Source organism: Streptomyces sp. JLBJ103, assembly GCF_058215575.1.
On record NZ_CM177089.1, the window covers coordinates 168,158 to 192,927 of the forward strand.

The window sequence follows — 24,770 nt, forward strand, 5'->3', positions numbered from 1 at the left end:
ACCGGAACGACGGGACGGACCCCGAGGTCCGGTTCCTGGCCGACGGCCGCGGACAGCCCTGTCCCCGGCCGGGCCTCACGCCCGTGCCGGGCGGCCGGCGCACCGCGCACACCGCCCCCGGTTCGCGAGGGGAGGCGGCATGAGGCTTCTGATCCTCGGCGGAACCGCGTTCCTCGGCCGCGCCTTCGCCACCGAGGCGCTCGCCGCGGGGCACACCGTCACCACCTTCAACCGGGGCCGCACCGGGCCGGACATACCCGGCGTCGAGAGCGTGCGCGGCGACCGCACGGTGGCCGCCGACCTGTCCGCGCTGGCGGCGGGCGGGAGTTGGGACACGGTCGTCGACACCTGCGGCTACGTCCCGCGGGTGGTGGGCGCCTCGGCGGCGGCCCTGTCCGGACTCGCGGACACGTATCTGTTCGTCTCCAGCGTCGCCGCCTACCGGCGGAACGGCCCCTTCGACCCGCTGGACGGCGACGAGAGCGCGCCCCTGCACGACTGCCCGGACGACGCGGGTCCCGACGGCGGGCACTACGGGGTGCTCAAGGCGGGCTGCGAACGCGCCGTCCGGCGGCACTTCGCCGGCCGGACGCAGCTGCTGCGCCCGGGGGCGGTGGTCGGCCCGCACGAGGACACCGGGATGAGCGCCTACTGGCTGCGCCGGTTCGCGGACGGCGGGCCGGTGCTGGCCCCGGGCAGCCCCCGGGCCCCGCTGCCGCTGGTCGACGCGCGCGACGTGGCGCGCTTCGGCCTGACCCTGGTCAAGGGCGCCGCCGAGGGCGGCGCGTGGAACGTGGCCGGGCCGCGGGGCCTGGACTACGGTGCCTGGCTGACCGCCTGCCGTGATGCCACCGGCGGCGGGGAAACGGTGTGGGTGCCGGACGACTTCCTGCTCGCCCAGGGGCTGCGGCCGTGGCTGGACCTGCCGTTGTGGGCGCCCGGGGGCGTCCCGGAGCGCTCGGTGTGGGGATTCTCCACCGAGCGGGCCCGGGGCGCCGGGCTCGTCTGCCGCCCGGCGCACGAGACCGCCGCCGACACCTGGCGCTGGCTCCGCCCGCTGACCGACCCGCCGCAGCGCCCGGACCAGCCCGCCCCGGCACTGGACCGGGCCCGGGAGCTGGCGGTGCTCGACGCGTGGGCGACGTCCCGCCCCGAAGGATCCGGCAGCGCGGAAGCGTCCCCGGAAGCCCGCCCCGAAGGAAGCCGCACCCGGTGAGCCCTGTGTCCATCATCCGTCCCCGGCCCGTGGACGCGCCGTCGCTGCGGCTGTTCGTCCTGCACCACTCCGGCGCTTCACATGTCCCGTACCGCCCCTGGGCCGCCCATCTGCCGGCGGACTGGGAGCTGTGCCTGGTCGAGGCGCCGGGCCGGGGCGGCCGCCCCGGTCCGCTCCGCGAGACGGCGGCCGAACTGGCCGAGGCGTACGTGGCCGACGTCCAGCCCTGGGCCGACCGGCCGTACGCCCTGTTCGGGCACAGCATGGGCGCCGTCGCCGGCTATGAGCTGACCCTCGCGCTGCGCGACCGCGGGCTACCGCTGCCCCGCTGGCTGGGCCTGTCGGCCGTCAGCCCGCCCGAGCACCACCCGCGTGCGGAGCCGCACTTCGACCTGCCCGAGGACGAACTGCGCGCGTGGCTGGCCGTCATGGGCGGCACCGCGCGCGAGGTGCTGGAGGACCCGGAGATGTGGGCGCTGATCGAGCCCGTCCTCCGCGCGGACCTGCGTATCGCGGAGCGCTGGGAGCCCCGGTACGGCACGGGCCCGCTGACGGTGCCGCTGTCGGTCTTCGCCGGGGACGCCGACCCGATCGCGCCCTGGCACCTGATGCACACCTGGGCCGAGCGGAGCATCCGCTTCTGCGGCGCCCAGGTGCTGACGGGTGGTCACTTCTACTTCCAGCCGGACCCGGCGCCGCTGGTCGGCCGGATCGTCTCGGCGGTCCGCTCCGTGGCCCCGGCCGTCCAGGTGAACACGCCCGGCCCCGCCGGGACCACACCGATCCGGAGCGCCTGACCGGCTGCCTCCCGCCGACCAGGCCGGTGCCGGGCGAGGAAACCGCCCGGCACCGGCGCGGCGGTGATGCCCAGCAGGGTCGTGGGCGCGCGTTCGGCGGGCAGCAGCACGCCGAACGCCTTGAACGCCGCCTCCTTGGCAGAGAAGAGGGCGAGCAGACGGGCCTCGGCCGCCGCCGGACCGCCCGCGGCACCTACCCAGCTCTCCTCATCGGGATGCAGCACAAGATGCGCGGCCGGGAGCGGCAGACCGCGCAGTTCCAGGTCGCAGCCGAGGGCACGGCCCGGCGACGCGGGGGCCGCCAGGGCCACGGCCAGGCCGCCGGAGTGGCTGATGGAGACGGTGGTTCCGGCGGGCGGCACGGGACGCCGGCCGGCACAGCCGATGTCTCCCGTCGGCTGTCCGGCGGCGGCCAGGGCGCGGCGGGCGGCGTGGCGTCCGGCCAGGAAGTCGCGGCGGCGGGCCGGCGGCATGGTGTCCGCCCGCCGCCGCTCGTCCGGCCCGGCCGGGCGTGCCGCGGGGTCGCCGACGGCGGCGATGCCGAGGCCGACCCCATCGGCGGCGAGGGCCGACCGGAGGGCGAGGAGAGCGACGGCGGTGCGTATCCGGTCGCTTCCCGACGGCTTCGCGCTGGGCAACGGTCAGGCCCGCAGCAGCTTCTTGAGGATCTTTCCGGCGGGGTTCCTCGGCACCTGGTCGATGAACTCGACGCGGCGGGGGCGCTTGTACGGGGCGAGTTGCCCGGCGGTGTGCCGCAGCAGTTCGGCGGCGCTCGTCCCCTCGTCGGCGACGACGTACGCCAGCGGCACTTCGCCGTAGTCGTCGTCCGGGATGCCGACCACGGCGGCGTCGCGCACGGCCGGGTGTGCGCGCAGGGCCTGTTCGATCTCCGTGGGGTAGACGTTCAGCCCGGCGCGGATGATCAGATCCTTGCTGCGGTCGACGAGGTGGATGCGGCCCTCCGCGTCGAGGAAGCCGAGGTCGCCGGTGCGGGTCCAGCCGTTCACCGTGATCTCGGCGGTGGCCTGCTCGTCGCGCCAGTAGCCGCGCATGACGCCGGGCCCGCGTACGCAGATCTCCCCGATGGCGCCCCGCTCGGCCGCACGGCCCTCCGTGTCGAGGACGCGCACGGACATGCCGGGGATGACCCGGCCGCTGGGGAGGCGCTCGGCCACGGCGTCCGGCGCGGGGTGCTCCTCGGGGCCGAGGGTGACGAACGGGCCGCCGACCTCGGTCATGCCGTAGACCTGCCGGAAGCCGCAGCCCAGCCGGGACACGGCCGTCGCGTAGAGGTCGACGGGCATGGGCGCGGCGCCGTAGAGCACCTCGCGCAGCGAGGACAGGTCGGCCGTCTCGGCGGCCTTGGCCTGGAGCAGGAAGCGCAGCATCTGCGGAACGAGCCAGATGTGCGTGGCGCGGTGCTCCTCGATCGCGGCCAGCGCCGTCTGCGGCTTGAAGCCCGGCAGCAGGACAACGGTGGCACCGGCCGCCATGTAGGTCAGCGACACCACCATGCTGCCGTGGTAGAGGGGACAGCAGTTGAGCAGCACCATGTCGTCGGCGGGACGGGCCGATGCGAGCCAGCCGAGGGCGATGGCCCGGAAGGAGGCGTGGTCGACGGTGACGCCCTTGGCCCGGCCGGTGGTGGCGGAGGTGTGCAGGATCGCGGCCGGTGCGTCGTCGGCGACGTCCGGCAGCTCCACCTCCCTCCCCTCACCGTCTCCCTCGGCAAGCGCGGCGAACTCCTCGCCGTCCAGGGCGATCCGCAGGCGCGCGGGCAGGTCCGGGTGGCGGGCGAGGAGTTCGGCCTCACCGACCACCGCGGCCGGTTCGGTGCGCTCGGCGATGCCCGTCACCTCGTCGGGCATCAGACTGTGGTTGAGCGGGACGAACAGCGCGCCGAGCCGGGCGAGCGCGAAGTAGGTCTCCAGGACCTCGACCCGGTCGAGCGAGAGCACCGCCACGCGGTCGCCGGGCCGTACGCCCCGCGCGGCGAACCCGCGTGCCAGCCGCGCCGTCCGGTCGTGGAGCCCGGCCCAGGTGACCGAACGGCGCTCGTCGATGAAGGCCGCGCGGTCCGGGAAGCACTGCCGGTTGCGCTCCATCAGCTGGGTGAGCCACATCAGGCGCCGCCGGGCTGTGCGGCGCCGGTGCGCTCGGCCACGAACCGCTCGTAGTCGGCGAGGGTGATCAGGCCCTCCATGTCCTCGGCGGTGACCTCCACGCCGGTGCGCTGCTCGATGAGCAGCACCAGGCGCACCAGGTCGCCGGAGTCGATGCCGCTGGCGCTGAGGTCGGTGTTGTCCTCGACGCCCTCGGCGAACTCCGGTGTGCCGGTGAGTTCGACAAGCATCTCCCGTACGGTGCCCATGCGTTGCCCTTCCCTGGTCGTACAGCTACGGCAATTGACCGCATTGGGGAGAGAGGCACCGAAGGCACGGCACAATCCCTCGCCCCGGCAGGTTCCCCGCGTGTCCTTCGTCACGGGATTGCCGGCGGGCATCCCGCACTCCTTATGTCACAAAGCGCCGCATCGCACGAGGCGCCGCCGTGACCGAGGGAGTGAGACAGTGCCAGAGACGCGTGAAGTGCCAAAGACGCGTGAAGGGTGTCCCGAGGAGCGGTTCGAAGCGCTGCTGGCCGCCGGCGAACAGATCGAGCCGGGCGACCGGATGCCCGACGGCTACCGGCGGATGGTGCTGCGGCAGATCGCCCAGCACGCCCATTCGGAGATCATCGGCATGCAGCCGGAGGGCGCGTGGCTGACCCGCGCGCCCTCACTGCACCGCAAGGCGAGTCTGCTGGCGAAGGTGCAGGACGAGGCCGGGCACGGGTTGTATCTCTACGCGGCCGCCGAGACGCTCGGCGTGGACCGGACAGAGCTGCTGGACGCGCTGCACCGGGGCCACCAGAGGTACGCGGCCACGTTCAACCACCCGGCGCTGACCTGGGCCGACACCGGCGCGATCGCCTGGCTGACGGACGGCGCGGCCGTGGTCAACCAAGTGCCGCTGTGCCAGACCTCGTACGGGCCCTACGCGCGGGCCATGCGGCGGGTCTGCCAGGAGGAGGCCTTCCATGTCCGACAGGGCTACGACGTGCTGTGGTCGCTGTGCCGGGGCACGCCGGAGCAGAAACGGATGGCGCAGGACGCGGTGGACCGGTGGTGGCTTCCGGCGGTGGCTCTGATGTTCGGGCCGCCGGACACGGTGGCGGGCGGCGCCGACGCGCGGACGGCGGCCATGGGCGCGTCGGTCACCCGGCGGTCGATGGCCTGGGGCATCAAACGGCACACCAACGACGAGCTGCGGCAGCGGTTCGTCGACAACTGCGTACCGCAGGCCGAGCGGCTGGGCGTCACCCTGCCCGACCCGGCGATCCGCTGGAACGAGGAGCGCGGCCACTACGACTTCACCCCGGTGGACTGGCAGCAGTTCCGCGATGTGCTCGGCGACGGTTCGGCGTGCGCCCGGCAGCGGCTGGCCCACCGGGTGGCGGCGCACGAGGACGGCGCCTGGGTGCGCGAGGCGGTCGACGCCTACGCGGACCGGCAGGCGGAACACGGGGAGCGGGCGGCAAACGGGGAGGCGGCATGAGCGAGGAGACCGTACGCAACCGGATCCCGTGGGAGGTGTTCATCCGCCCCCGCCGGGGGCTGGCGCACCAGCACGTGGGGTCGGTGCACGGCGCCGACGCCGACATGGCGCTCGCCAACGCCCGGGATCTGTACACCCGGCGGGGCGAGACGGTCTCCCTGTGGGTGGTGCGCTCCGACCACATCCGGGCCTCCGCGCCGGACGAGAAGGGCCCGCTGTTCGCCAACGCCGAGCACAAGCCGTTCCGGCACCCGGACCACTACGTCCCCCTCAACGAGACGGACGGCCATGACGGTTAGCGAGATCCCCCGGGATGAGCTCGACACGGCCGCGTACGCGCTGCGGCTCGGCGACGATGCGCTGATCCTCTGCCAGCGGCTGTGCTCCTGGATCACCCGCGCGCCGACGATCGAAGAGGACCTGGCGCTGTCCAACATCGCCCTGGATCTGCTCGGCCACGCCCGTACCCTGCTGTCCCACGCCGGGCAACTGGACGGCACGGACCGCACCGACGACGACCTGGCGTACGGCCGGACGGAGCGGGAGTTCCGCAATGTGTTGTTGGTGGAGCTGCCGGGCGGGGACTTCGCCGTGACGATCGCCCGGCAGCTGGCGTACTCGGTCCACTGCCGGCTGCTCTGGACGGAGCTGGAGCGCTCGGCCGATCCCGGACTGGCGGCATTCGCCGTGCGGGCGGCCAAGGAGGTGGCGTACCACCGGATGCACGCCGCGCAGTGGACGGTCCGGCTGGGCCGGGGCACCGAGGAGAGCCGTCGGCGGATGCGGGCGGGCCTGGCGCATGTATGGCCGTACGCGGCCGAGCTGTTCGAGAGCGACGAGCTGACCCGGCGGCTCGACGCCTCCGGTACCGGGGTGGATCCGGCACGGCTGCGGGAGCCGTGGGAGCGGGAGACGGCCGCCGTGCTGGCGGAAGCCGGTCTGGAGGTGCCGCCGGGAGCGTGGGTGGCGACGGGCGGCCGCTCGGGGCTGCACACGGAGGCGTTCGGCCCGCTGCTGGCGGAGTTCCAGTCGGTCCGCCGCCAGTACCCGGGAGGCACCTGGTGAGCACCGCACCGCCGATGGCCGCCGGGGAGGTACGGGCTCGGGTGGCGGCCGTACCGGATCCGGAGCTGCCGATGGTCACCCTGGCCGATCTGGGCGTGCTCCGCGCCGTGGAACCGGCGCCGGACGGAGTGCTGGAAGTCGTCATCACCCCTACGTTCCTGGGCTGTCCGGCCATGCCGTCGATCGAGGCCGCCATCCGGGAGGTGCTGGCCGCGTGCGGCCACCCGGAGGGACGGGTGCGGCAGGAGCTCGCGCCCGCCTGGACGTCCGACTGGATCAGTGCCGAAGGCCGGCGGAAGCTCGCCGAGCACGGCATCGCCCCGCCGGGACCCGCCACGGGCCCGCTGCCGGTGCGGCTCGGTCTCGGCGTGCCCTGCCCGCACTGCGGCTCGGCCGCGACCCGTCCGCAGAGCCCGTTCGGCGCGACCCGCTGCCAGGCCGTGCTGGTGTGTACGGCGTGCCGCGAGACCTTCGCGCAGCTGAAAGCGATGTGAGGCGCCGTGACGAACATGACGCGCCGGGCCACGGGCTGGCACCGGCTCCGGGTGGGCTCGGTGGAGCCGCTGACGGACGACGCCGTGGCGGTGTCCCTGGAGGTGCCGGAGGCGCTCGCGGGCGTTTTCGCCTACCGGGCCGGCCAGCATGTGACCGTCCGGCATGTCCTGCACGGGCGGGAGCTGCGCCGCAGCTACTCGGTCTGCCCGCCGCCCCCGCCCGGCGCGTGCGATGGGCTGCGGCTGGTGGTCAAACGACTGGGGCCGGGCGGGTTCGCCGAGTACGCCACACGTGACCTGGCCGCCGGGGATGTGCTGGAACTCGCCCCGCCCACCGGTGACTTCCAGCTGGCCACGCGGCCCGGCACACACCATGTACTGATCGCCGCGGGCAGCGGCATCACCCCACTGCTGAGCATGGCGCAGGCGGCGCTGCGCGACGACCGGGCGTGCCGGGTGTCGCTCGTCCACGCCAACCGCACCGCGCGGTCGGTGCTGCTCGCGGACGAGTTGGCGGACCTCAAGGACGCCCACCCGGGGCGGTTCTTCGTCCTGCACGTACTCTCCCGGGAGAAGCGGGAGACCGATCTGCTGTCCGGGCGCGTCGACGCCGACCGGCTGCCGAGACTGCTGGCGCTGCTGGGCGCCGAACCCGACGACGATACGCACTTCTATCTGTGCGGCCCGTGGGGTCTTGTGGAGGAGGGGCGCGCGGCGCTCGCCGCATGGGGCGCCGACCCGGAGCGCGTGCGGTTCGAACTGTTCTCCACCGGAACGGCCTTCCCAGAGGAGGGGCCGGACGATCCCGCACCCCGGTCCGCGGGAACCACTGGACGGATCACCGCACGGCTGGGCGGCCACACCACCGTGACCACCATGGAGCCCGGGGACCGGGCGGTGCTGGACGCCCTGCTGCGCGCCCGCCCCGAGACCCCGTATTCCTGCCGCGACGGCCTGTGCGGCTCCTGCCGCGCCAAAGTGACCGCCGGCCGCGTCACCCTCGGCCGCCAGTACGCCCTGGGCGCGGACGAACTGGCGGCCGGCTACACCCTGGCCTGCCGCGCCCGGCCGGAATCGGACGACATCGAGTTCGACTTCGACGCCTGATTCGACTTCGACGCCTGACAGGAGATGTCATGACCGACGAACCCACCATCGGAACCGCCCTGGTCGAGGACGCCCCGTTCCTCGGCTTCCAGGAGTCGACACCCTACGACGACTACGTCCACGCCTCCGTGCTGTCCTCGCTCCAGCAGCCGCTCACCCAAGCCCCCGAGGAGATGGGGTTCCTCGTCACCACGCAGGTGATGGAGCTGTGGTTCACGCTGATCGTCCACGAGTGGCGGGCCGCGCGCGACGCGCTGATGAAGGACGACCTCGACGAGGCCATGGACGCCCTGAGCCGCGGTCGCGACGCGCACCGGTCCCTCAACGCCTCGCTGTACCCGATAGCCCGGCTGACGCCAGTTCAGTTCAACGGCTTCCGTGCCGCTTTCGGACAGGCCTCCGGGTTCCAGTCCGCGATGTACCGGCATATGGAGTTCCTGCTCGGCGACAAGTCCCGTTCGCTGATCCAGCCCCACCGGGGGCATGCGGTGGTCTACGCGGAACTCCAGGAGTCGCTGGCCCAGCCGTCGCTGTACGACGAGGTACTGGGCTTTCTGAACCGGCGGGGGCTGCCCGTCCCCGAGCATGTCCTGCTGCGGGACATGACCGAGGAGTACCGGCCCGACCCGGGAGTGGAGGAGTCCTGGCGGCGGATCTACGCCGGGCCCCGGCACGATCCGCTGGTGTCGCTGGGCGAGATGCTCACCGACACCGCCGAACTGGTCCTGCGCTGGCGTGCCGACCATCTACTCGCCGTGCGCCGGGCGATGGGCGGCAAGCGGGGCAGCGGTGGTTCCTCCGGGCTGTCGTGGCTGGAGAAGCGCGCCGAACGTCCGGTGTTCCCCGAGCTCTGGAGCGCACGTGGCCATGTCTAGGGAGGTTTCCGCGGCCCATGCCGAGGAGGAGCGCCGGGTGCTGGGTCTGAGGCCCGTACTGGCACCGGTCCACCGCAGCTATGGCACACACCCCCACCAGGTGTACGACATGTGGCCGGGGACGGACGCGAACGCTCCGATGGTGGTGCTGCTCCACGGCGGCTACTGGCGCTACGACCGGATGCATCTCACCCCGTTCGCGGCGCATCTGGCGGCAACCGGACTCACCGTCGTCCTGCCGGGGTTCCGCCGCTCCGGCGGCGCGGGCGGCTTTCCGGAGACGTTCGACGACATCGCGCTGGCGCTGGACACCATCCCGGACGGGCGACCGTATGTACTGGCCGGCCACTGCTCGGGCGGTCATCTCGCGCTGTGGGCGGCCGCGCGCGCCCTGCTGCCCGAGGACGCGCCCTGGCACGGCACACGACTGCCGTCGGCGGTGCTCGCGCTGGCCCCGATCACCGATCTGGCGGCCTGCGCACGGGAGCGGCTCAGCGACGACGCGGTACACCAACTGCTGGGCGGGGCGGACCGGCTGGAGCCGCTGCTGCCACTGGTGGACCCGGTCACGCTGCTGCGCGACGCGGGCAGCACGGGCGTACCGACCGTGGTGCTGCACGGCGAGGTGGACGAGGAGCTGCCGCATGAGCAGTTCACCGCCTACACCGCCGTGCACCGGGACGCGGAGCTTGTGACGCTGCCCGGGACGGGCCACTACACCCTCATCGAGCCGGGCTCCGGGGCGAGTCGAGCGGTCATCGAGGAACTGGGCGGTCTCGCGCACCGGATTCACCCATGAGGCCACCGCACCCCGACCGGGAGGAGAGCCCCGCCATGCCCACTGGATCCGCCGTGCCCACCGGACCGTCCCCGCTCACCGAGGCGCCGGAGAGCCTGGCGGCGCGGGCTGCCGCGCTCGACGCCGCCGATCCGCTCGCCCCGCTGAGGCACCGCTTCCTGCTGCCCGAGGGCGTCGTCTACCTGGACGGCAACTCCCTCGGCCCGCTGCCGGCCGCCGTACCGGCCGCCCTGGAGGACGCCGTACACCGGCAGTGGGGCACGGACCTGATCCGCTCCTGGAACGACAACGCCTGGTGGCAGGCCCCCCTACGGGTGGGCGACGCCATCGGACGGCTCGTCGGCGCGGCACCGGGCCAGACCGTGGCCGGGGACTCCACCAGCATCCATCTTTTCAACGCCCTGACCGCCGCAGCCCGTTCGCGCCCGGACCGCCCCCTGCTGGTGACCGACCCGGACCACTTCCCCACCGACCAGTACATCGCCGCCTCCGTGGCCCGCCTGCTCGGTCTGGAGCTGCGCCGTGTCCCGGCCCGGGAGCTGTCCGGGTTCCTCGCCGAGGAGGGCGGCCGGGTGGCCGTCGCCGGATATGGGCCCGTCGACTACCGCACGGGCGAGCTGCACGACATGGCGGCGATCACCCGCGCCGTGCGGGACGCCGGTGCGCTGATGCTGTGGGATCTGTGCCACGCCGCCGGGGCGCTGCCGGTGCGCCTCGACGCGATGGGCGCCGACTTCGCGGTGGGCTGCTGCTACAAGTTCCTCAACGGCGGCCCCGGCGCCCCCGCCTTCCTCTACGTCGCCGCCCGCCATCAGGCGGCCTTCGACCATCCCCTGACCGGATGGAACGGGCACGCGGACCCCTTCGCCCTCAGCGGCGGCTACGTCCCGTCGGAGGGCATCGGCCGGGCCCGTATCGGCACCCCGCCGATGCTCTCGCTGCTCGCCCTGGAGGCCGCGCTCACCGCGTACGACGGCGTGGAGATGGAACAGGTGCGCGCCAAGAGTCTTTCCCTGACGGGCTTCCTGCTCGACTGCGCCGCGACCCTGCTCGACGGGCTCGGCTTCACGCCCGTCACCCCGCGCGAGCCGGAGCGGCGCGGCAGCCAGGCGGTACTGCGTCACCCCGAGGCGTACGGGATGATCCAGGCGCTCGCCGCGCGCGGCGTCATCGGCGATATGCGCGCGCCCGACCTGCTGCGCTTCGGCGTCAACGCGCTCTACCTCTCGCACGGCGATGTGCTCACGGCGATGAGGCATCTGCGTGATGTGGCGGGCGGCGGTGAGCACCGCGCGGACCGCTTCCGTCAACGGGCCACGGTCACCTGACCCGCGGCCTTAGGCCCTGTCCGTGCCACCGAGGGCCGTTCGGCGGTTCAGGACGGCCTCGACGATCCTCATAAGTCGCTCGCCCACCTGCTCGATGCATCCGTTCTGGGCGGTCACCTGGGCCCCTTCGAGAGCGAAGGTGATCTCCGCGGCCGCGTCGTCCGGATCGGACAGTCCGGCTCGGGCACACAGGTCAGCCATCCGGCGTGCCTGGCCCGCCTTGTGGGCGGCGATCAGCAGGCGTGCCGGGTGGGTGGGGTCGGGCAGTTCCGCGATGGAGTTGACGAACGGACAACCCCGGTAGGAGATTTCGGGCAGTCCGGCGGCGATGGACCGTGCCACGCCCAGGATCTGCGCCCGGGGGTCGTCGGGGTGTGCGGCCTCCAGCCGGTCGAACATGGCCGTGTAGTCGGCGGCGACGATCCGGAGCCACTCCTCCACCAGAGCATCTTTTGTCGCGAAATGGCGGTACAGCGCCATCTTGGTGGTCTCGGCCCGGTCGGCGATCGCCTGTACCCCCACCCCCTTGATCCCCTCACGGGAGAAGAGCTCCTCGGCCGCGTCGAGGATCCGTTCCCGGGGCGGCAATGTGGCCACCCTGCTGTGCCTGCTGGCTCTCTGACTGCTCATCACGCGGGCCCTTCATCAATCCGTTCGGGCGTTGCACCACCCCAACCCCCATGTTACGTTACCGAGCAGTCTCACGCGATACCGATCGGTATCGATCGAGACTCGCGAGTATCAACACTCCCCCGCAAGGACGGAAAATGAAGCTCTCGGAGTACGTCACCTACGACGGCGTCGGCCTGGCCGACCTGGTCGCTCGTGGCGAAGTGGCCCCCGCCGAACTCGCCTCGCTCGCCCAACGGGCGTCCGATGCGGTCAACCCGCGCATCAACGCCGTCGTCGAAACCTGGCCCGCGCAGGACACACCGACCCCGGGCAGCACACCCCTGGCGGGCGTGCCCTTCCTTATCAAGGACCTGGCCGTCGCGATGGCCGGCAAGCGCATGGAGCTGGGCAGCCGTCTCGCCGCGGGAAACATCTCCGGGACCGACTCATACCTCATGACGCGCTTCCGCCGCGCCGGTCTGATGACGCTCGGCCGCACCGCGACGCCGGAGTTCGCGTACAGCACCACGACGGAAGGCGTCCTGTACGGCGCCACCCGCAACCCCTGGGACCCGACCCGCAGTCCCGGCGGCTCCAGCGGCGGTTCGGGCGCCGCCGTCGCCGCGGGCATCGTCCCGATCGCGCACGCGACCGACGCCGCCGGCTCCATCCGCGTTCCCGCCGCCGCCAACGGCCTGTTCGGACTGAAACCGACCCGCGGCCGGGTGTCCATGGGCCCCGACGCGGACGAGGTCTTCAACGGGCTCGCCGTCCACGGCGCCCTCAGCCGCTCGGTACGCGACAGCGCCGCGCTGCTGGACCTCATCCGGGGCCCCGAGACCGGCGACCCGTACGCCGCCCAACAGCCGGAGCGCCCCTACGCGCAGGAAGTCACCCGCTCCCCGGGCCGGCTGCGGATCGGCCTCCTCACGCGGCCATGGGGCGGGCGGGCCGTCGACAGCGCCATCATCGACGCCACACTCCGCTCCGCACGGCTCGCCGAGTCACTGGGGCACCAGGTGGAAGAGGTCGAGGTCGATCTCGGCGTCGGCTGGGAGGAATTCGCCGTGGCCAACGCCCGCCTCTGGACCGCCAACCTGGTGACCTGGATCGACGGCTTCGCCGCGGCCTTCGACCGGCCCATCGACGCCACCACCGTCGAACCCGAGACACTGGTGAGTTACGCCTACGGACAGCGGGTCACCGGGGCCGAGTTCGTCCACGCGCTCGCGATGCGCAACAGCGTCGCGCGGGCGATCGGCCGCTACTTCACCGGCCATGACCTGCTGCTGACCCCGACCCTGCCCGAACTGCCCGTCCCCCTGGGCACTTACGCCAAGGGCGCCGAAGGCGCCGATGGCCTCGGCTGGCTCAAGCAGCTCTTCCACCGCTCCCCCTTCACCGCCGTGTTCAACATCGCGGGCACCCCCGCCATGTCCGTCCCCCTGGAGACCGACCCCGCCACCGGGCTCCCCATCGGCATCCAGTTCGCCGCGGGTTACGGACGCGAGGACGTTCTCTTCCGCCTCGCCGGACAGCTGGAACAAGCCGCCCCGTGGGCACAGCGCACCCCCACCGTGTGGGCGGGCGCCCCCGGCAACGCCTGAGCCGAAGCACGGTAGGTGTCCCCTTCGGCCTCGGCCGACCTGCCGCTTCGACCGGGCGAAGCACGATGGTTGTCACAGACCGGCGACGTCCCTGGCCCCCTTGAACACCGAGTCGAGCGCGTCCACCACGCCGTTGTGCCGCCTCGCACGCGCCGCCCGGTCCGCCGGCACCAGCCGCGCGGCGGCCTGCACGGCGTAGGCGTCCGGGTCGCCGAAGGCAGTCCGCGGGTGCTCTCCCGTATCCGCGCAGTGGGCCGTGACATCCTTGACCGCCTGAACCACGACTGCCCGGTCCACGCCCGGCTGCATGACCAGCCGTACCTGGAAACGCGCCATCCACTTTTCGCGGTCCTTCTCCCTCGCCGCGTCCGCCGTCCGGTCCTTCTTCGCCACGTGCTCTCCCGCGTGATCGCAGTCGTTCGTCGTGGAGTTGGACGTCAGGGCATCGAAGTGGGTTGCGTGGCGCGAGAATCTGATGAGTCATCCAGGCTGTTGCGGTGTGTGTGGCCTCGCGAAAGAGGACTCAGTGACAGCTCACTGGATCAGGTCGGTGTGCGGATGCTCCGGAGATGCCGGGCAGACATAGAGCTGCAGATTGTCAGTGCTGCCGACTTCGACCGCGGTCGGCTGCGCGGGGTCCTGGCCGGCGACATGACCGGCGGCAAACGCGGCGGCTCGATCCTCGTACGGCGCCCAGCCGCGCGTACCACTGTCCCATTCGAAGGAGGCGATGGTCAGCAGCGGGACCATCTGAGCGTCGCAGACAGCGCAGAATCGGGGATACGGGTCGGTGCGGCCCCACGGGGGCCAGCCGCCGACCTTCCAGCCGGGAGCGTCAGCCAGCTCACCGTCATAGAACTCCACCGGATAGTCCGCGTACGAGCTGTCCACACCGACGCCGGCTGCCTGCCATCGACTCCAGTCCCCCAGCAGCTGCCGCACCTCCGCGCTCAGATCGAGGCTGTTGGGGTACTCGGTGATCTGTTCCGGTGCCAGCAGACACGGCTCCGGCACATAGCCTTCCCAGTCCGCCTCATACGGCTCCGGCGGCACGGCGAGGACATCGCCGACCTCCGCGGCGGACCGCCAGAACAGTGCGGTCGAAGGCTTGGCATACGGTTCGTGGTCGTAAGGGCACCACAGCACCTGGAGCAGATCGGCCTGGCCGGGCGGCCGCAACAGGGGTATGTCGCGCAGATAAAGCTGGGCCACGGGCAGCATGGGGACCGGGCTCTCCGCGGGCCATGGGGGGCCGGCGTCGAGTCGCTCCATGAACGCCGCGTCGTTCCGCTCCTTGATCGCCTCCTCCTCGGGCGTGTACCCAGGACCATGGGAATCACGGTGCCGCCGGGCTCGCACGCGCCTCTCGAGCCGCACTTCTGCCGGTGACTGGCACACCCCACTGCCCCGGTGCGAGCTTTCGCAGTGCGGCCATGGCTCCTCAACGGGCCACAGCAACGGACCCCCCACTGAACTCTCGAACACCGAGGGCGTCCCGGCGCGAGGATGCAACCGAATCGCCGCCCGCGCCAACGGAGCCAACTCGGGAAAGACCGCGGCGACGTCGACCGGCCGCGGCGGAGTGGTACGAACAAAGCCCATACCAGCGATCCTGCCACCAGCCACTGACAGTCCCCGGCCGCCTCCACCTCGAGGCCGTGGGCGCGGCGGCCGTCGGCAGCGCGTCCGCACGGCTACAGGCGACGTGCCCCAACAACCGCCGAACTGGCTGGCGTTGTGAGGACCTCGGTAGCGTCCAGGGCCGGATGAGTGAGGTAGAACATGCGGAGCTCATCCACTTCATCGTCGAAACGAGGCGGCCAATGGGGCGATGGGGTGAAGTCGTCCAGGATGAGAAGGCCACCGGGAGCAAGCAGCTCGACGACCCCCTGGGGGTCGTCACGCTTGCCTCCGCCGTCGCAGAAGAAGACGTCGAAGGGGGCATGCTGCTCAAGCAGTCGCCAGTCCCCCGTGAGAACGCTGACGCGGCTGTCGTCCGCGAAGACACCGGCCGCTCGACGAGCCAGCGCCTCGTCACGCTCTACGGTAACCAGGCGCGCGCCGGCACCAAGGCCACTGTGCAACCAGGCGGTGCCCACTCCCGAGCCGGTGCCGCTCTCAGCGATGACCCCGTGGGGCTTCGCAGCGGCGGCCAGGCTGAGTAACCTGCCCACCTCAGGGATACAGCTCTTCTTGAACCCCGCCTCGGAGGCGCCACGCTCCGCGACCGCCACGCGGGGCGGAACCGCGCGTTCTGCCATGATCACAGCCCTTCTTCACGGTGAATCATGACGCTATCCGCCTGCGGAGGCCCCCGCAGGGGTTTCCATGCCCTTCCTCCGATGAGGCTCCGCTCCGGAGCCCCATCGGAGGAACGGACGGTCAGGCCGGTCAGGCCTTGGCATGTCCGGTGCTGCCACAGTCACCGGCGGAGCACTTGCTCAGCCAGGCGGCGAAGTCGGCGTCGTAGCGGTTGCCGATGGTGTTCGTGAGGAAGGCGCGGGCACCGGCCCAGTCGCCCGTGCGGTAGTGGCCGAGCAGCGTGTCCACGTCCTGCGGGTGGGACTGGAGCAGGTAGCGGACGGCCAGGTAGCCCCACGGATAGGTGCGGGTGGTGTTGGTGTTTTCGTAGGTGGTGTCGAAAAGGGTGCTGAGCGAGTAGGTGTTCTTGCCCGCCTCTTCGATCGCCTGGTCGTATGTGACATCGCGGTACGAGTAGGAGATGTACTCGGCGAAGCCCTCTACCCACATCACGGTCGGGGTGGTCTGTCCGGCCGCGAAGTCGCCGTACATGTCGAAGCGGCCGTCGAGGTAGTGGGTGTACTCGTGGTTGAGGTTCCAGATCTGGAACTTGTCACCGTCCGGCTGCTCGTAGGCGATGAAGTGCGGCACGTTCCCTTCCTTGGAGGGGTCGCCCTCCAGGTACATGCCGCCGTTGTTGGTGTCGATGCCGAAGATGACCCCGGCGAAGGTCTGGTAGTCGGTGGAGGAGTTGAAGACGTTCACTTCGATGGTGGTGTTGTGATCGTCCTTGACCGGCCCGTTGTCCTTGACCACCTTGTGGAAGAACTGGTCCTGGTTGAGCAGGCTCTCGCACGAGGCCGTGAACTCGGCATCGGTCATCTGCTGAGCCACGATTTGCACGCTCGGACCACAGGTGTGCTTGGCCTTCAGGATCGCCTCGTACACCCGCTTCTGGAGGTCGCAGGTGCCGTAGAAGGAGCACTTGTCCTTCGCATACTCATTGGTCATCTCGGCCACACCGACCCACAGGGCGGCCGTCCGGCCGTTGAGGTCGCTGCGGTCGAGCAGCTCCTTGGCCAGCGGGCTGACGGTTTCCTTGAGCGAGTCGTGCTGGAGAAAACGGCCCATTTCCCGACCGGCGTTGTAGGTCAGATACGCCTTGTCGGTGCCGAGCAGATCGTCGTGGGCCACGGCGAAGTCGCGCAGTACGGTGAGCACGCTCGGGTCGGACTCCACCGCAGAGACGAACTCGGGCAGGTAATGCCCTCGAAACAGTATGCGGTAGGAGTTGTTGACGGCCGCGAGCATGCCCCAGATGGGGTCGTACGAGGAGTCGTAGCCCTTGAGCAGCCTCTTGACCACACTGTCGAGGTAGCGGACGTTCTCGCCGGCGCTGTCGATCAGGGTGACCGTCTCGGCCAGGGTCTCGCCGTTTGCCTCGGTGACGTCGAAGGCGTGGGAGGAGCCGAAGAAGGCGTCCAGACCGCCCTGGATGGCGCTCTTCAACGCGGAGCCGTAGGGGCCGACATCGTCCGGGTGACCGTACTGGACGTAGTAGCCGGCGCGCAGGTACAGCACCACCTGGTGGGTCGAGGTGGTGTTGTCACCCGGGTAGTTGGAGCCGTTGGCGCGCAGCGCGTTCGCCACCGTGACCATCTGCTCCTCGCGGAACAGCGCCTTGGCGTCCTGACCAGTCACCGTAAACAGCGAGTTGACACAGTCGACTTCCGACTTCTTGATCTGCTCGACCAGGGCGTCGCCGGTCTTCGAGGTGAAGTCGGAGATGTTGCACGCCGCCTTGGGGCCCTTGCCCTTCGCCTTGCGGGGCGCGGGCTTGTCGCTGCTCAACGGGGCACGCCGGGAGGGGTCCTTGGTCGCCATGGCCTCGTGCTCGGCCTTGAGGTCGCGCAGGTCAGCGGCCGTGCGGGGGGTGGCGGCCTGCGGGGCAGGGCCCGAGCCCGGTTTGGGCTCCTTGACCTGAGGGGCGGCAGCGGTGGTGGCCGCGTTCCCCTGGCCGGGGTTGACGGCGACCAGGACGAGCCCCAGACAAATGACCAGGGCCGTCATCACGAACTGAGCGAGATGTTTCCGTGTGGGGGATCTGCGTATCAAGGTGGCCTCCGGGCCGGTCGGCAGCCGTGCGGGGCACGGCAGTGGGGGGTGTGCAGACCGTGGTACCAGCGGGAGTTCAAGCCTCCCCGACTGACATGCCCACGGGGAGTACGTGACATGTACCATTGCACATTTCACATGGCCCTGGAACCCCTGGTGCGCATACTCCTGTTGAGACGCGGCGATACTGATGGGTCGCCAGAACCACTCCGAGGCAGGCCCGTCCAGTCGCCGCCACCCCACAACGTCATATGTGGCATGGCCATTGCCAAGCGCCCCGCGAGTCTCTACGTTGAATCAGGCCTTAACTCGGCTTAACCCCCCACTTGCACACCCCACTTCGGGAGGCGCACCCCCATGCGCAGACGCATATCCAGAATCGGCACGGCCACCCGCACGCACCACATCCGTATCGCCCTGGCCACTGGCGTCACCGCCGCCGCGGCCCTTGCCGCCGCGGGCGGCGCGAACGCGGCCGACCCGCACCAGGCCGCGAGCCCCGAACCCACGCAGCGGGTCGAGTACTTCACCGGCCCGAACGGCCACCCCCGCCACACCGAGGTCCCGGCCTCCGCCCCGCTCTCCACGAAGGAGAGGTCGACGATCCAGGGCGACGGCGACGTCACCTCCATCGTGCAGAACGGACCGGTCGAGTCCAAGCTCGACGTGGTGTTCATCGGCGACGGCTACACCGCCGCCCAGCAGGAGGACTTCCACGCCGACGTGCGCGCCAAGTGGTCGAAGATCTCCGCCGTCGAGCCGTACGCCTCGTACAAGGACCTCTTCAACGTCTGGGCGGTCGACGCCGTCTCCCAGGACTCCGGAGTCTCCGGCGACCCGACGGCCGACGTCGTCAAGAACACCGCCCTCGGCTCGTCGTTCTTCTGCTCCAACACCGAGCGGCTGCTCTGCGTCGACACCAACAAGGTCGAGTCGTACGCGAGCAAGGCCGAAGACCCCGACCTCGTGATCGTCCTGGCCAACTCCACCAAGTACGGCGGCGCGGGCTACAACGACATCACCTCCCCTTCCGGCTACGACGGCATCGCCACCGCCTCCTCCGACCACCCCGACTCCGACCAGGTCGCCGTCCACGAGACCGGCCACTCGCTCGGCAAGCTCGCCGACGAGTACTGGTACGACGAGTCGAGCACCTACGAGGGCGATGAGCCCGGCGGCTCCAACCTCAGCACGCTGTCGGCCGCCGACATGGGCGCCCAGCAGACGAAGTGGTACCGCTGGCTCGGCCAGACCTCCCCGGACGGCGGGACCGTCGACGCGTACGAAGGCGGCGGCTACTACGCGCACGGCCTCAACCGCCCCACCGAGAACTCGATCATGCGCACGCTGGGCCGTGAGTTCAACCTGCCCGGACGCGAGGCGATGATCGCTGGCTTCCACCGGCACGCGCCCGTCCTCGCCGGTACCACTCCCACGGATCGCGCCCTCGGCAAGGACCAGCGCATCAGCGTCGAGGCGGCTCACGGCGTGCGACTGCGCTGGTCCGTCGACGGCCGTCCGGTGACGGTCGCGGCGCGCGATGCCGACTCTCCGACCCCGCGCGCCCTGGGTGTCCCCGCCGACGGCCGCACGCATACCGTCTCCGTACGCGCCACCGACCCAACGGACGCCGTGCGCGACCCCCGGTTGCGCGCGCTGCTGACGGAGACCAGCAGCTGGCGGGTCGCGCGCTGACCCACGGCAGGGCCATTCAGGGACGCCAGAGCGGCAGTTGAGCGCAACCGCGCCCGGTCCCGGGCTGGGTTCCCGGGCCGGGCGTGCTGCCGCACGCCGGGGAGGCAGGCCGACTGTGGCGCGGTGCGCTGATGCCTCTGGGCCACTGGATCCGTGGGCCGCAGGCGAGGGACAGGACGAGTTCCGCCCAGACCACGCCTTGCGCGGCGAGGTGATGAAGACGCGAGTGACCAAACGAGTGACGAACTGTCAGAACATCGGCGGGCCCTGTTCGATGCGTCGCAGCACGGGCGCGAGCCGATCGAGTTCGTCGCCGCCTTGGAACTGTCGTTCATCCCACCAGGTGGCACCAGCGTCGACGAGCGGCCCGATCACGTCGCGCGCCTTGGCCCTGTCGCCAGGGCTGACCCCGCCGAGGACGACCTCGAAGGGACCCCGCTGCTGGTCGCTCCGGTGCCGACGAACGTAGGCGACCAGCTCACGGACCTCGTCAACAGGCGGGACGTGCCCATGTCTGGCGGAGGTGAACAACGGGACCACGCCGTCCCAGCGGGCGGCCCGGCGCATGGGCCGACGGTGCGGCCAGAATCCGGCGATCCAGACTGGCGGCCGGGGACGCTGCACCGTGGCCGGCAACAGCGTTACATCCCGGACCTCGTAGTGCCGGCCGTGATGGTTCACGGGCTCACCCGACCAGAAGCGCTCCAGCAGTTCCAGGCCTTCGTCCAGGCGCTCGGCGAGCACGACAGGGTCGGTCGTCTCACCGAAGCTCCCGTAATCGGCAGCCGAGGAGGCGGGGTGGGATGCGCTTGCGGGTGATACAAAGAAATCACACACGCCGAATGATTCACGCGGCGGAACAGCTCGGACCATTCGATGTCATCCTGGACACGGTCGGATCGGAACTGCACGGCTACCGGCGTCGGCTGACCCGCGAAGGCAGGATGGCCACCATCGCGCTGTCGGCATCCTCGGTGGCCGCGATCGCCGCGTCGAGTGTGCACGGCGTCCGCCGCATCCGCACGTTGAGCTCCAACCCGGATACCGCCGTCCTGCGTGACCTGGCCACGTACGTGACCTCCGGTGGACTGCGGCCGGTGATTGACAGCGTGTATCCGCTGGCGGACATCGCCTCGGCGCATCAGGGCTTCGAGCGAGGCGGTGTGGTCGGCAAACAGGTGGTATCCGTGTCCGGGAAGTAACCGAGATGCCGGCGCTGAGAGTCATCTCGACTGGGCCGAGGCGGGGCAGGCGTTGATCACTGCTGGCGGGTTCTGGATTGCCGGGTTCTGGATTGCGGTTTTGCGTCACGCCATCCTTGCCGAAGGAGGCGGTCCACCGCTTGCTCGAGCATGGCTCGTCCCTCCCCCGGATGCCACCAAAATGACCAGTTGACATCGATCGTCATCTCGATGAACTCGTCGTACTCGAGCCCGTCCGGGTACACCGTGCCCGAGGACTTGTTCACCCTCAGCAGGAACGGATACCACACACTGGGCTCGGGCACGGTCACCCAGGTGCGGCCGTGCATGTGTTCAAGAGGGACCAGAACGCGACGCAGCTTGTTGTCGTGATCGTCGATGCGCAGTTCATCGTTCTCGATGTGCCGGTCGGGTGCGGGCAGCCGGGCCCAGGTGTGGTCCACGTGCATCTCCGACCACGCCAGGCGCATACCTTCGGGCACCTCGCACGGGTCGTCGAGTACGCGGTCGACAGCGGTGAGCATCGACCGCTCGTCCAGTGTCGGTGTCTCCATGACGTGCGGGTCCGCATAAAGTGAGTGTGCGTCAGGCGGCGACTGCGGCGTCTTCAGCAACCAGTTCCATCGCGGCGGATTGCCGCAGGCTGGCCAGTTGTACTCGTCCACCCAGTTTCTGGTCACACCGAACGTCGTGGGCCTGATGAGCCCCTCGCACAGCTCGGTCAGGGCTCGGACAGCGCGGTGAGCGGTTGTTCGCTCCAGCCCGATTCGCTCCAGCCCGAGGGGATTCCGGTCGGCCATGGATTCCCACTGGAATCCGCACTCCAGCACGATCGTCTGGCTGTCGTTGAAGATGTAGTGCTCGGTCGGCTCTGGCGGCTCCGACAGCCTGACGTCTCGCATGGACATCGATTATGCGGCGGAGAGCAGCTTCAACGACCCGGCCGCCGTGTTCTTCCGCGCCGAGTGCCGCAACTGCGGCGCCACGTAAGGCAAGCCGTGGTGCCGGACCGGCAGTACCCCCGTCCCCCGACGACGCCGCCGACCCGAGGAACAACAGAACACCGCCGAGCGGTAGCGCCAAATCCGCTCCTGGGCCCGCCGATCGTAAGGCCGGCGGGCCCAGGGTCACGGAGCCAGGGACGACGCGCGGCGCCGTCATGCCATCGAACGCAACTGATCCAGTTCGCTCCCGATCGCGGCCCGCAACACATCATGCTGCGGGCCGAGCCTGAACCGCTCATCACTCCACCGATCACGCGGATACAGCCACACCGGCACGCCCACCAGCTCGGGCGGCTCCCATGCGAACCGCGGCCAGACGTGGACATGCAGGAACGGGTCCTTGTTTCCAAGGATCTCCAGGTTGACCCGGCGGAAATCGGGGTCCAGGCGCCCACAGACCCGCTCAACCGCTTCTCCGAGTCGGTCCATGTCGGACAGAAACGACAGCCGCTTGGCCTTCGGCAGGTCGGACAGCCTCTCGACGCTCGGGTCGTCGACGAGCAGAACCGAGTAGCCCGGCAGGAACTGAACGTCGCCGATCCCGGCGAAACCGGATTCGAGCCGTCGCAGCACGGTCGGGTTCTCGCCACGCAGAGCAGCCCCGATTCGATCTGTCCGCCAGTCGCCTGTCATGGCCCGAACCTACCCCGACGGGATCACGGTGGCTCGGCCCTCGCTCTCCTCGCGCACGTCCTGGACCAACCACGCGCGGAGGGAGACGGATTGGGGCTCGGACGAGGGCGCACGGGCCCGGTCCCGGTCCGCGGGCCCTCAAGGTTCAGCGGTCAGTCGGAGACGGCCGCCACGCCCGCACGGGCGTACTTCTCGTCCAGGTCACCGCTCGGTGCCCCGGCGACGCCGATACCCGCGATGGGGGCGTCGGCCGCCTTGACCGGGGCGCCGCCTCCCAGGAAGAGGGTGCCGGGGATGTCCTTGAGCTGCGGTGCCGTCTCCAGGCGCTTGACCAGCTCGGAGGTCGGGGCGTTCCAGGAGACGGCGGTGAACGCCTTCCGCTCGGCCGAGGCGTACGACTGCGGGCCCACGCCGTCGCCACGCAGCGTGACCACCGTGTTGCCGTTGCGGTCGACCACCGCGACGGACACCTTCTGCTCGGCGCGGCGCTGCTGACGCTGTACGCGCTGGGGCCGGTCCTCGGCCCCCGGCCGCCGGATCGCGGGCCGCACGGCGGGCCCGCCCGGTCCGGTTCCACCCCGCTCCGGGATGCGTCGTCGTCCCCCTCCCCGTCGCGCACCGGGCGGACACCGCTCCTGGGCCGGTTCGGCGCGGTCGTCGTGATCTGGGTGGTCCTGGTGCTGCTCGCGCCGAGTTTCGCCTGGTGCGCCGTCCCGCTGTTCTACACCGGGCTGCGCACCCTGCCCGTGCGGGCGGCCCTGCTGCTCGTCGCGCTCCTGACGGCGTTCATCGTCGCCGCCCAACTGCGGCTCGCGGGCGGCTTCGATCCCTATCTGCTGCTGGCCCCGCCCGCCGTGGCCGCCATCGCCACGGCGGTCTTCCTGCACATGGAGCGGCAGGCCGCCCGGCAGCGCACACTGATCGACGACCTGATCCGTACCCGTGAGGAGCTGGCCGCCACCGAGCGGCGCGAGGGGACGCTCACCGAGCGGCAGCGGCTGTCCATGGAGATCCACGACACCCTGGCACAGGGGTTGTCCAGCCAGCAGATGCTGCTCCAGGCCGCTGACCGTACCTGGGCCGACGACTCGGAGACCGCCCGCCGCCACGTCCGTACGGCGGCCGAGATCGCCGCCCGCAACCTGGCCGAGGCACGCCGTTTTGTGCATGACCTGGCTCCGGCGGAGCTGGCGGACGGTGTGCCGCTGCACGAGGCGCTGCGGCTGCTCGCCGCGCGCGAGCAGAGCCCCGGACTGGAGGTCCGGTTCCATCTCGACGGCGACCCGGCCCCGCTGCCGGACCGGGTGCAGTCCGCACTGCTGCGCATCGCCCAGGGCGCGTTGGCCAACATCCGCGAGCACTCCGGCGCGGTGACCGCCGCCGTGACGCTGAGCTTCCTGGGCGATCAGGTGGTGCTCGACATTGCCGACGACGGACGGGGCTTCGACGCGGCCGCCGGCCGGCCGGTCGCGGAGACCCTCCCGGCCGGGGCAGTGCGCCCCGTCGCGGACCGGGGCCACGGTCTGCCCGCGATGCGCGCCCGTGCGGCCCAGCTCGGCGGCGCCCTCACCATCGAATCCGCGCCCGGCGAGGGCACCGTCCTGTCCGCCGCCGTCCCCCTGGAGACCACCCCATGACCGCCTCCCCCTCGGGCACCTGCCCGACGCCCCCGTCCGGCCCCGTCCGGATCCTGCTCTGCGACGACCACGCCGTGGTACGGGCGGGGCTGCGGGCCCTGCTCGGCAGCGCGCACGGGATCGAGGTCGTCGGCGAGGCCGGCCACGGCGAGGAGGCGGTCACCATGGCCGCCGTCCTGCGGCCCGACGTGGTCCTCATGGATCTTCAGCTCGGTGCCGGGATCAACGGGATCGAGGCCACTCGCAGGATCGCCGCGGCCGGGCCCGGCGCCCCGCACGTCCTGGTACTCACCACCTACGACACGGACGCCGACATCACCCGTGCCATCGAGGCCGGGGCCACCGGCTATCTCCTCAAGGCCGAGCGGCCCGAGGAGTTGTTCGCCGCGATCCGGGCCGCCGCGGCGGGCCGTACAGCGCTGTCCCCGCCCGTTGCCCACCGGGTCATGGCGCAGATGCGGCGGCCGCGCCCCACCCTCACCGACCGGGAGCTCGACATCCTCGGCCAGCTCGCCCGCGGGCTGGGCAACCGGGAGATCGCCCGTGCCCTGTTCATCAGCGACGCCACGGTCAAGACCCATCTGGGCCGGATCTACAGCAAGTTGGGAGTGGACACCCGCGCGGGCGCGGTGGCGGTCGCCAAGGAACAGCGGCTGCTGCCGTGACCCGGCGGCGGCGATGGCCGGTTCTCGGCTCCGTTGATGGGAACTGGCAGCGCTGAGAGAACCCTGCTCCGGCGTGTCGGCG

25 protein-coding genes and 2 pseudogenes are annotated in these 24,770 nt (G+C 71.1%); 15 read left to right on the plus strand and 12 right to left on the minus strand.

Annotated features, from left to right (window positions below):
• Nucleotides 1-139 precede the first annotated feature (139 nt).
• Nucleotides 140-1,216, plus strand: coding sequence for an NAD-dependent epimerase/dehydratase family protein (locus AC4BEG_RS00640; RefSeq protein WP_490703934.1), 1,077 nt, complete (start codon nucleotides 140-142; stop codon nucleotides 1,214-1,216).
• Nucleotides 1,213-2,013 (plus strand): thioesterase II family protein, encoded by an 801-nt coding sequence (locus AC4BEG_RS00645; protein ID WP_490703935.1) that lies wholly within the window; start codon nucleotides 1,213-1,215, stop codon nucleotides 2,011-2,013. Before AC4BEG_RS00640 ends, AC4BEG_RS00645 begins: the two co-directional genes overlap by 4 nt.
• A gap of 161 nt (nucleotides 2,014-2,174) precedes the next feature.
• On the opposite strand, the pseudogene AC4BEG_RS00650 reads toward AC4BEG_RS00645, so the two are convergent.
• The 3 genes and pseudogenes from AC4BEG_RS00650 to AC4BEG_RS00660 all read right to left on the minus strand — a co-directional run.
• A pseudogene (locus AC4BEG_RS00650) lies at nucleotides 2,175-2,486 on the minus strand (enterobactin synthetase); the annotation flags it as partial.
• Between the two features lie 168 nt (nucleotides 2,487-2,654).
• Nucleotides 2,655-4,136 (minus strand): class I adenylate-forming enzyme family protein, encoded by a 1,482-nt coding sequence (locus AC4BEG_RS00655; protein WP_490703936.1) that lies wholly within the window; start codon nucleotides 4,134-4,136, stop codon nucleotides 2,655-2,657.
• Nucleotides 4,136-4,384 carry an acyl carrier protein gene (locus AC4BEG_RS00660; RefSeq protein ID WP_201875923.1) on the minus strand — a complete coding sequence of 83 codons (249 nt, stop codon included), beginning with the start codon at nucleotides 4,382-4,384 and terminating at the stop codon, nucleotides 4,136-4,138. The genes AC4BEG_RS00655 and AC4BEG_RS00660 overlap by 1 nt, the downstream gene beginning before the upstream one ends.
• A gap of 217 nt (nucleotides 4,385-4,601) precedes the next feature.
• Between AC4BEG_RS00660 and paaA the strand changes: the two genes are divergently transcribed.
• The 8 genes from paaA to AC4BEG_RS00700 are packed head-to-tail and all read left to right on the plus strand — an operon-like array spanning nucleotide 4,602 to nucleotide 11,277.
• On the plus strand, nucleotides 4,602-5,609 hold the full coding sequence (gene paaA, locus AC4BEG_RS00665) for a 1,2-phenylacetyl-CoA epoxidase subunit PaaA (RefSeq protein WP_490703937.1): 1,008 nt from the start codon (nucleotides 4,602-4,604) through the stop codon (nucleotides 5,607-5,609).
• A complete protein-coding gene (gene paaB, locus AC4BEG_RS00670; RefSeq protein ID WP_490703938.1) occupies nucleotides 5,606-5,908 on the plus strand; it encodes a 1,2-phenylacetyl-CoA epoxidase subunit PaaB in 303 nt (100 codons plus the stop codon). The genes paaA and paaB overlap by 4 nt, the downstream gene beginning before the upstream one ends.
• On the plus strand, nucleotides 5,898-6,674 hold the full coding sequence (gene paaC, locus AC4BEG_RS00675) for a 1,2-phenylacetyl-CoA epoxidase subunit PaaC (protein ID WP_490703939.1): 777 nt from the start codon (nucleotides 5,898-5,900) through the stop codon (nucleotides 6,672-6,674). The genes paaB and paaC overlap by 11 nt, the downstream gene beginning before the upstream one ends.
• A 14-nt stretch (nucleotides 6,675-6,688) precedes the next feature.
• Entirely contained in the window at nucleotides 6,689-7,168 is a 480-nt protein-coding gene (gene paaD / locus AC4BEG_RS00680; RefSeq protein WP_490707317.1) for a 1,2-phenylacetyl-CoA epoxidase subunit PaaD, read from the plus strand.
• Nucleotides 7,169-7,183: 15 nt separating this feature from the next.
• The gene (locus AC4BEG_RS00685) at nucleotides 7,184-8,275 is read left to right on the plus strand and encodes a 2Fe-2S iron-sulfur cluster-binding protein (RefSeq protein WP_490707318.1); all 1,092 of its coding nucleotides are present in this window, start codon (nucleotides 7,184-7,186) and stop codon (nucleotides 8,273-8,275) included.
• A gap of 29 nt (nucleotides 8,276-8,304) precedes the next feature.
• On the plus strand, nucleotides 8,305-9,150 hold the full coding sequence (locus AC4BEG_RS00690) for a tryptophan 2,3-dioxygenase (protein WP_490703940.1): 846 nt from the start codon (nucleotides 8,305-8,307) through the stop codon (nucleotides 9,148-9,150).
• Nucleotides 9,143-9,949 carry an alpha/beta fold hydrolase gene (locus tag AC4BEG_RS00695; RefSeq protein ID WP_490703941.1) on the plus strand — a complete coding sequence of 269 codons (807 nt, stop codon included), beginning with the start codon at nucleotides 9,143-9,145 and terminating at the stop codon, nucleotides 9,947-9,949. Before AC4BEG_RS00690 ends, AC4BEG_RS00695 begins: the two co-directional genes overlap by 8 nt.
• A gap of 35 nt (nucleotides 9,950-9,984) precedes the next feature.
• Nucleotides 9,985-11,277: a kynureninase gene (locus AC4BEG_RS00700; protein ID WP_490703942.1), complete on the plus strand. Its 1,293-nt coding sequence runs from the start codon at nucleotides 9,985-9,987 to the stop codon at nucleotides 11,275-11,277.
• Nucleotides 11,278-11,286: 9 nt separating this feature from the next.
• Here the strand turns inward: AC4BEG_RS00700 and AC4BEG_RS00705 are convergent, their stop codons facing one another.
• Entirely contained in the window at nucleotides 11,287-11,907 is a 621-nt protein-coding gene (locus AC4BEG_RS00705; RefSeq protein ID WP_490703943.1) for a TetR/AcrR family transcriptional regulator, read from the minus strand.
• 137 nt (nucleotides 11,908-12,044) lie between these two features.
• Here AC4BEG_RS00705 and AC4BEG_RS00710 point away from each other — a divergent pair, with 137 nt between their 5' ends.
• Nucleotides 12,045-13,496 carry an amidase gene (locus tag AC4BEG_RS00710; RefSeq protein WP_490703944.1) on the plus strand — a complete coding sequence of 484 codons (1,452 nt, stop codon included), beginning with the start codon at nucleotides 12,045-12,047 and terminating at the stop codon, nucleotides 13,494-13,496.
• A 72-nt stretch (nucleotides 13,497-13,568) separates the two neighbouring features.
• Here AC4BEG_RS00710 and AC4BEG_RS00715 read toward each other — a convergent pair whose 3' ends face one another.
• The 4 genes from AC4BEG_RS00715 to AC4BEG_RS00730 all read right to left on the minus strand — a co-directional run bounded on the left by AC4BEG_RS00715 (nucleotide 13,569) and on the right by AC4BEG_RS00730 (nucleotide 17,807).
• Complete coding sequence (locus AC4BEG_RS00715) at nucleotides 13,569-13,889, minus strand: hypothetical protein (RefSeq protein WP_490703945.1); 321 nt, start codon at nucleotides 13,887-13,889, stop codon at nucleotides 13,569-13,571.
• Between the two features lie 141 nt (nucleotides 13,890-14,030).
• Nucleotides 14,031-15,098, minus strand: coding sequence for a hypothetical protein (locus AC4BEG_RS00720; protein ID WP_490703946.1), 1,068 nt, complete (start codon nucleotides 15,096-15,098; stop codon nucleotides 14,031-14,033).
• 92 nt (nucleotides 15,099-15,190) lie between these two features.
• A complete protein-coding gene (locus AC4BEG_RS00725) occupies nucleotides 15,191-15,763 on the minus strand; it encodes an O-methyltransferase (RefSeq protein WP_490703947.1) in 573 nt (190 codons plus the stop codon).
• Nucleotides 15,764-15,887: 124 nt separating this feature from the next.
• Complete coding sequence (locus AC4BEG_RS00730; RefSeq protein ID WP_490707319.1) at nucleotides 15,888-17,807, minus strand: collagenase; 1,920 nt, start codon at nucleotides 17,805-17,807, stop codon at nucleotides 15,888-15,890.
• A 402-nt stretch (nucleotides 17,808-18,209) separates the two neighbouring features.
• Here AC4BEG_RS00730 and AC4BEG_RS00735 point away from each other — a divergent pair, with 402 nt between their 5' ends.
• Nucleotides 18,210-19,547 carry a M64 family metallopeptidase gene (locus AC4BEG_RS00735; RefSeq protein ID WP_490703948.1) on the plus strand — a complete coding sequence of 446 codons (1,338 nt, stop codon included), beginning with the start codon at nucleotides 18,210-18,212 and terminating at the stop codon, nucleotides 19,545-19,547.
• A 249-nt stretch (nucleotides 19,548-19,796) separates the two neighbouring features.
• On the opposite strand, the pseudogene AC4BEG_RS00740 reads toward AC4BEG_RS00735, so the two are convergent.
• Nucleotides 19,797-20,327: pseudogene (locus AC4BEG_RS00740) on the minus strand (LLM class flavin-dependent oxidoreductase); the annotation flags it as partial.
• Between the two features lie 62 nt (nucleotides 20,328-20,389).
• Here AC4BEG_RS00740 and AC4BEG_RS00745 point away from each other — a divergent pair.
• On the plus strand, nucleotides 20,390-20,749 hold the full coding sequence (locus AC4BEG_RS00745) for a zinc-binding dehydrogenase (protein ID WP_490703949.1): 360 nt from the start codon (nucleotides 20,390-20,392) through the stop codon (nucleotides 20,747-20,749).
• Between the two features lie 56 nt (nucleotides 20,750-20,805).
• Here AC4BEG_RS00745 and AC4BEG_RS00750 read toward each other — a convergent pair whose 3' ends face one another.
• The 3 genes from AC4BEG_RS00750 to AC4BEG_RS00760 form a co-directional block, all read right to left on the minus strand.
• Nucleotides 20,806-21,651, minus strand: coding sequence for a hypothetical protein (locus tag AC4BEG_RS00750; protein ID WP_490703950.1), 846 nt, complete (start codon nucleotides 21,649-21,651; stop codon nucleotides 20,806-20,808).
• Between the two features lie 255 nt (nucleotides 21,652-21,906).
• Nucleotides 21,907-22,386 (minus strand): HIT family protein, encoded by a 480-nt coding sequence (locus AC4BEG_RS00755; RefSeq protein WP_490703951.1) that lies wholly within the window; start codon nucleotides 22,384-22,386, stop codon nucleotides 21,907-21,909.
• 152 nt (nucleotides 22,387-22,538) lie between these two features.
• Nucleotides 22,539-22,976, minus strand: coding sequence for a GlcG/HbpS family heme-binding protein (locus tag AC4BEG_RS00760; RefSeq protein ID WP_490707320.1), 438 nt, complete (start codon nucleotides 22,974-22,976; stop codon nucleotides 22,539-22,541).
• On the opposite strand from AC4BEG_RS00760, the gene AC4BEG_RS00765 reads away from it, so the two are divergent.
• Both AC4BEG_RS00765 and AC4BEG_RS00770 read left to right on the plus strand, forming a co-directional pair.
• Nucleotides 22,860-24,023, plus strand: coding sequence for a sensor histidine kinase (locus AC4BEG_RS00765; RefSeq protein WP_490707321.1), 1,164 nt, complete (start codon nucleotides 22,860-22,862; stop codon nucleotides 24,021-24,023). The genes AC4BEG_RS00760 and AC4BEG_RS00765 overlap by 117 nt on opposite strands.
• Nucleotides 24,020-24,688, plus strand: coding sequence for a response regulator (locus AC4BEG_RS00770; protein WP_490703952.1), 669 nt, complete (start codon nucleotides 24,020-24,022; stop codon nucleotides 24,686-24,688). Before AC4BEG_RS00765 ends, AC4BEG_RS00770 begins: the two co-directional genes overlap by 4 nt.
• The last annotated feature ends 82 nt before the right edge of the window (nucleotides 24,689-24,770 follow it).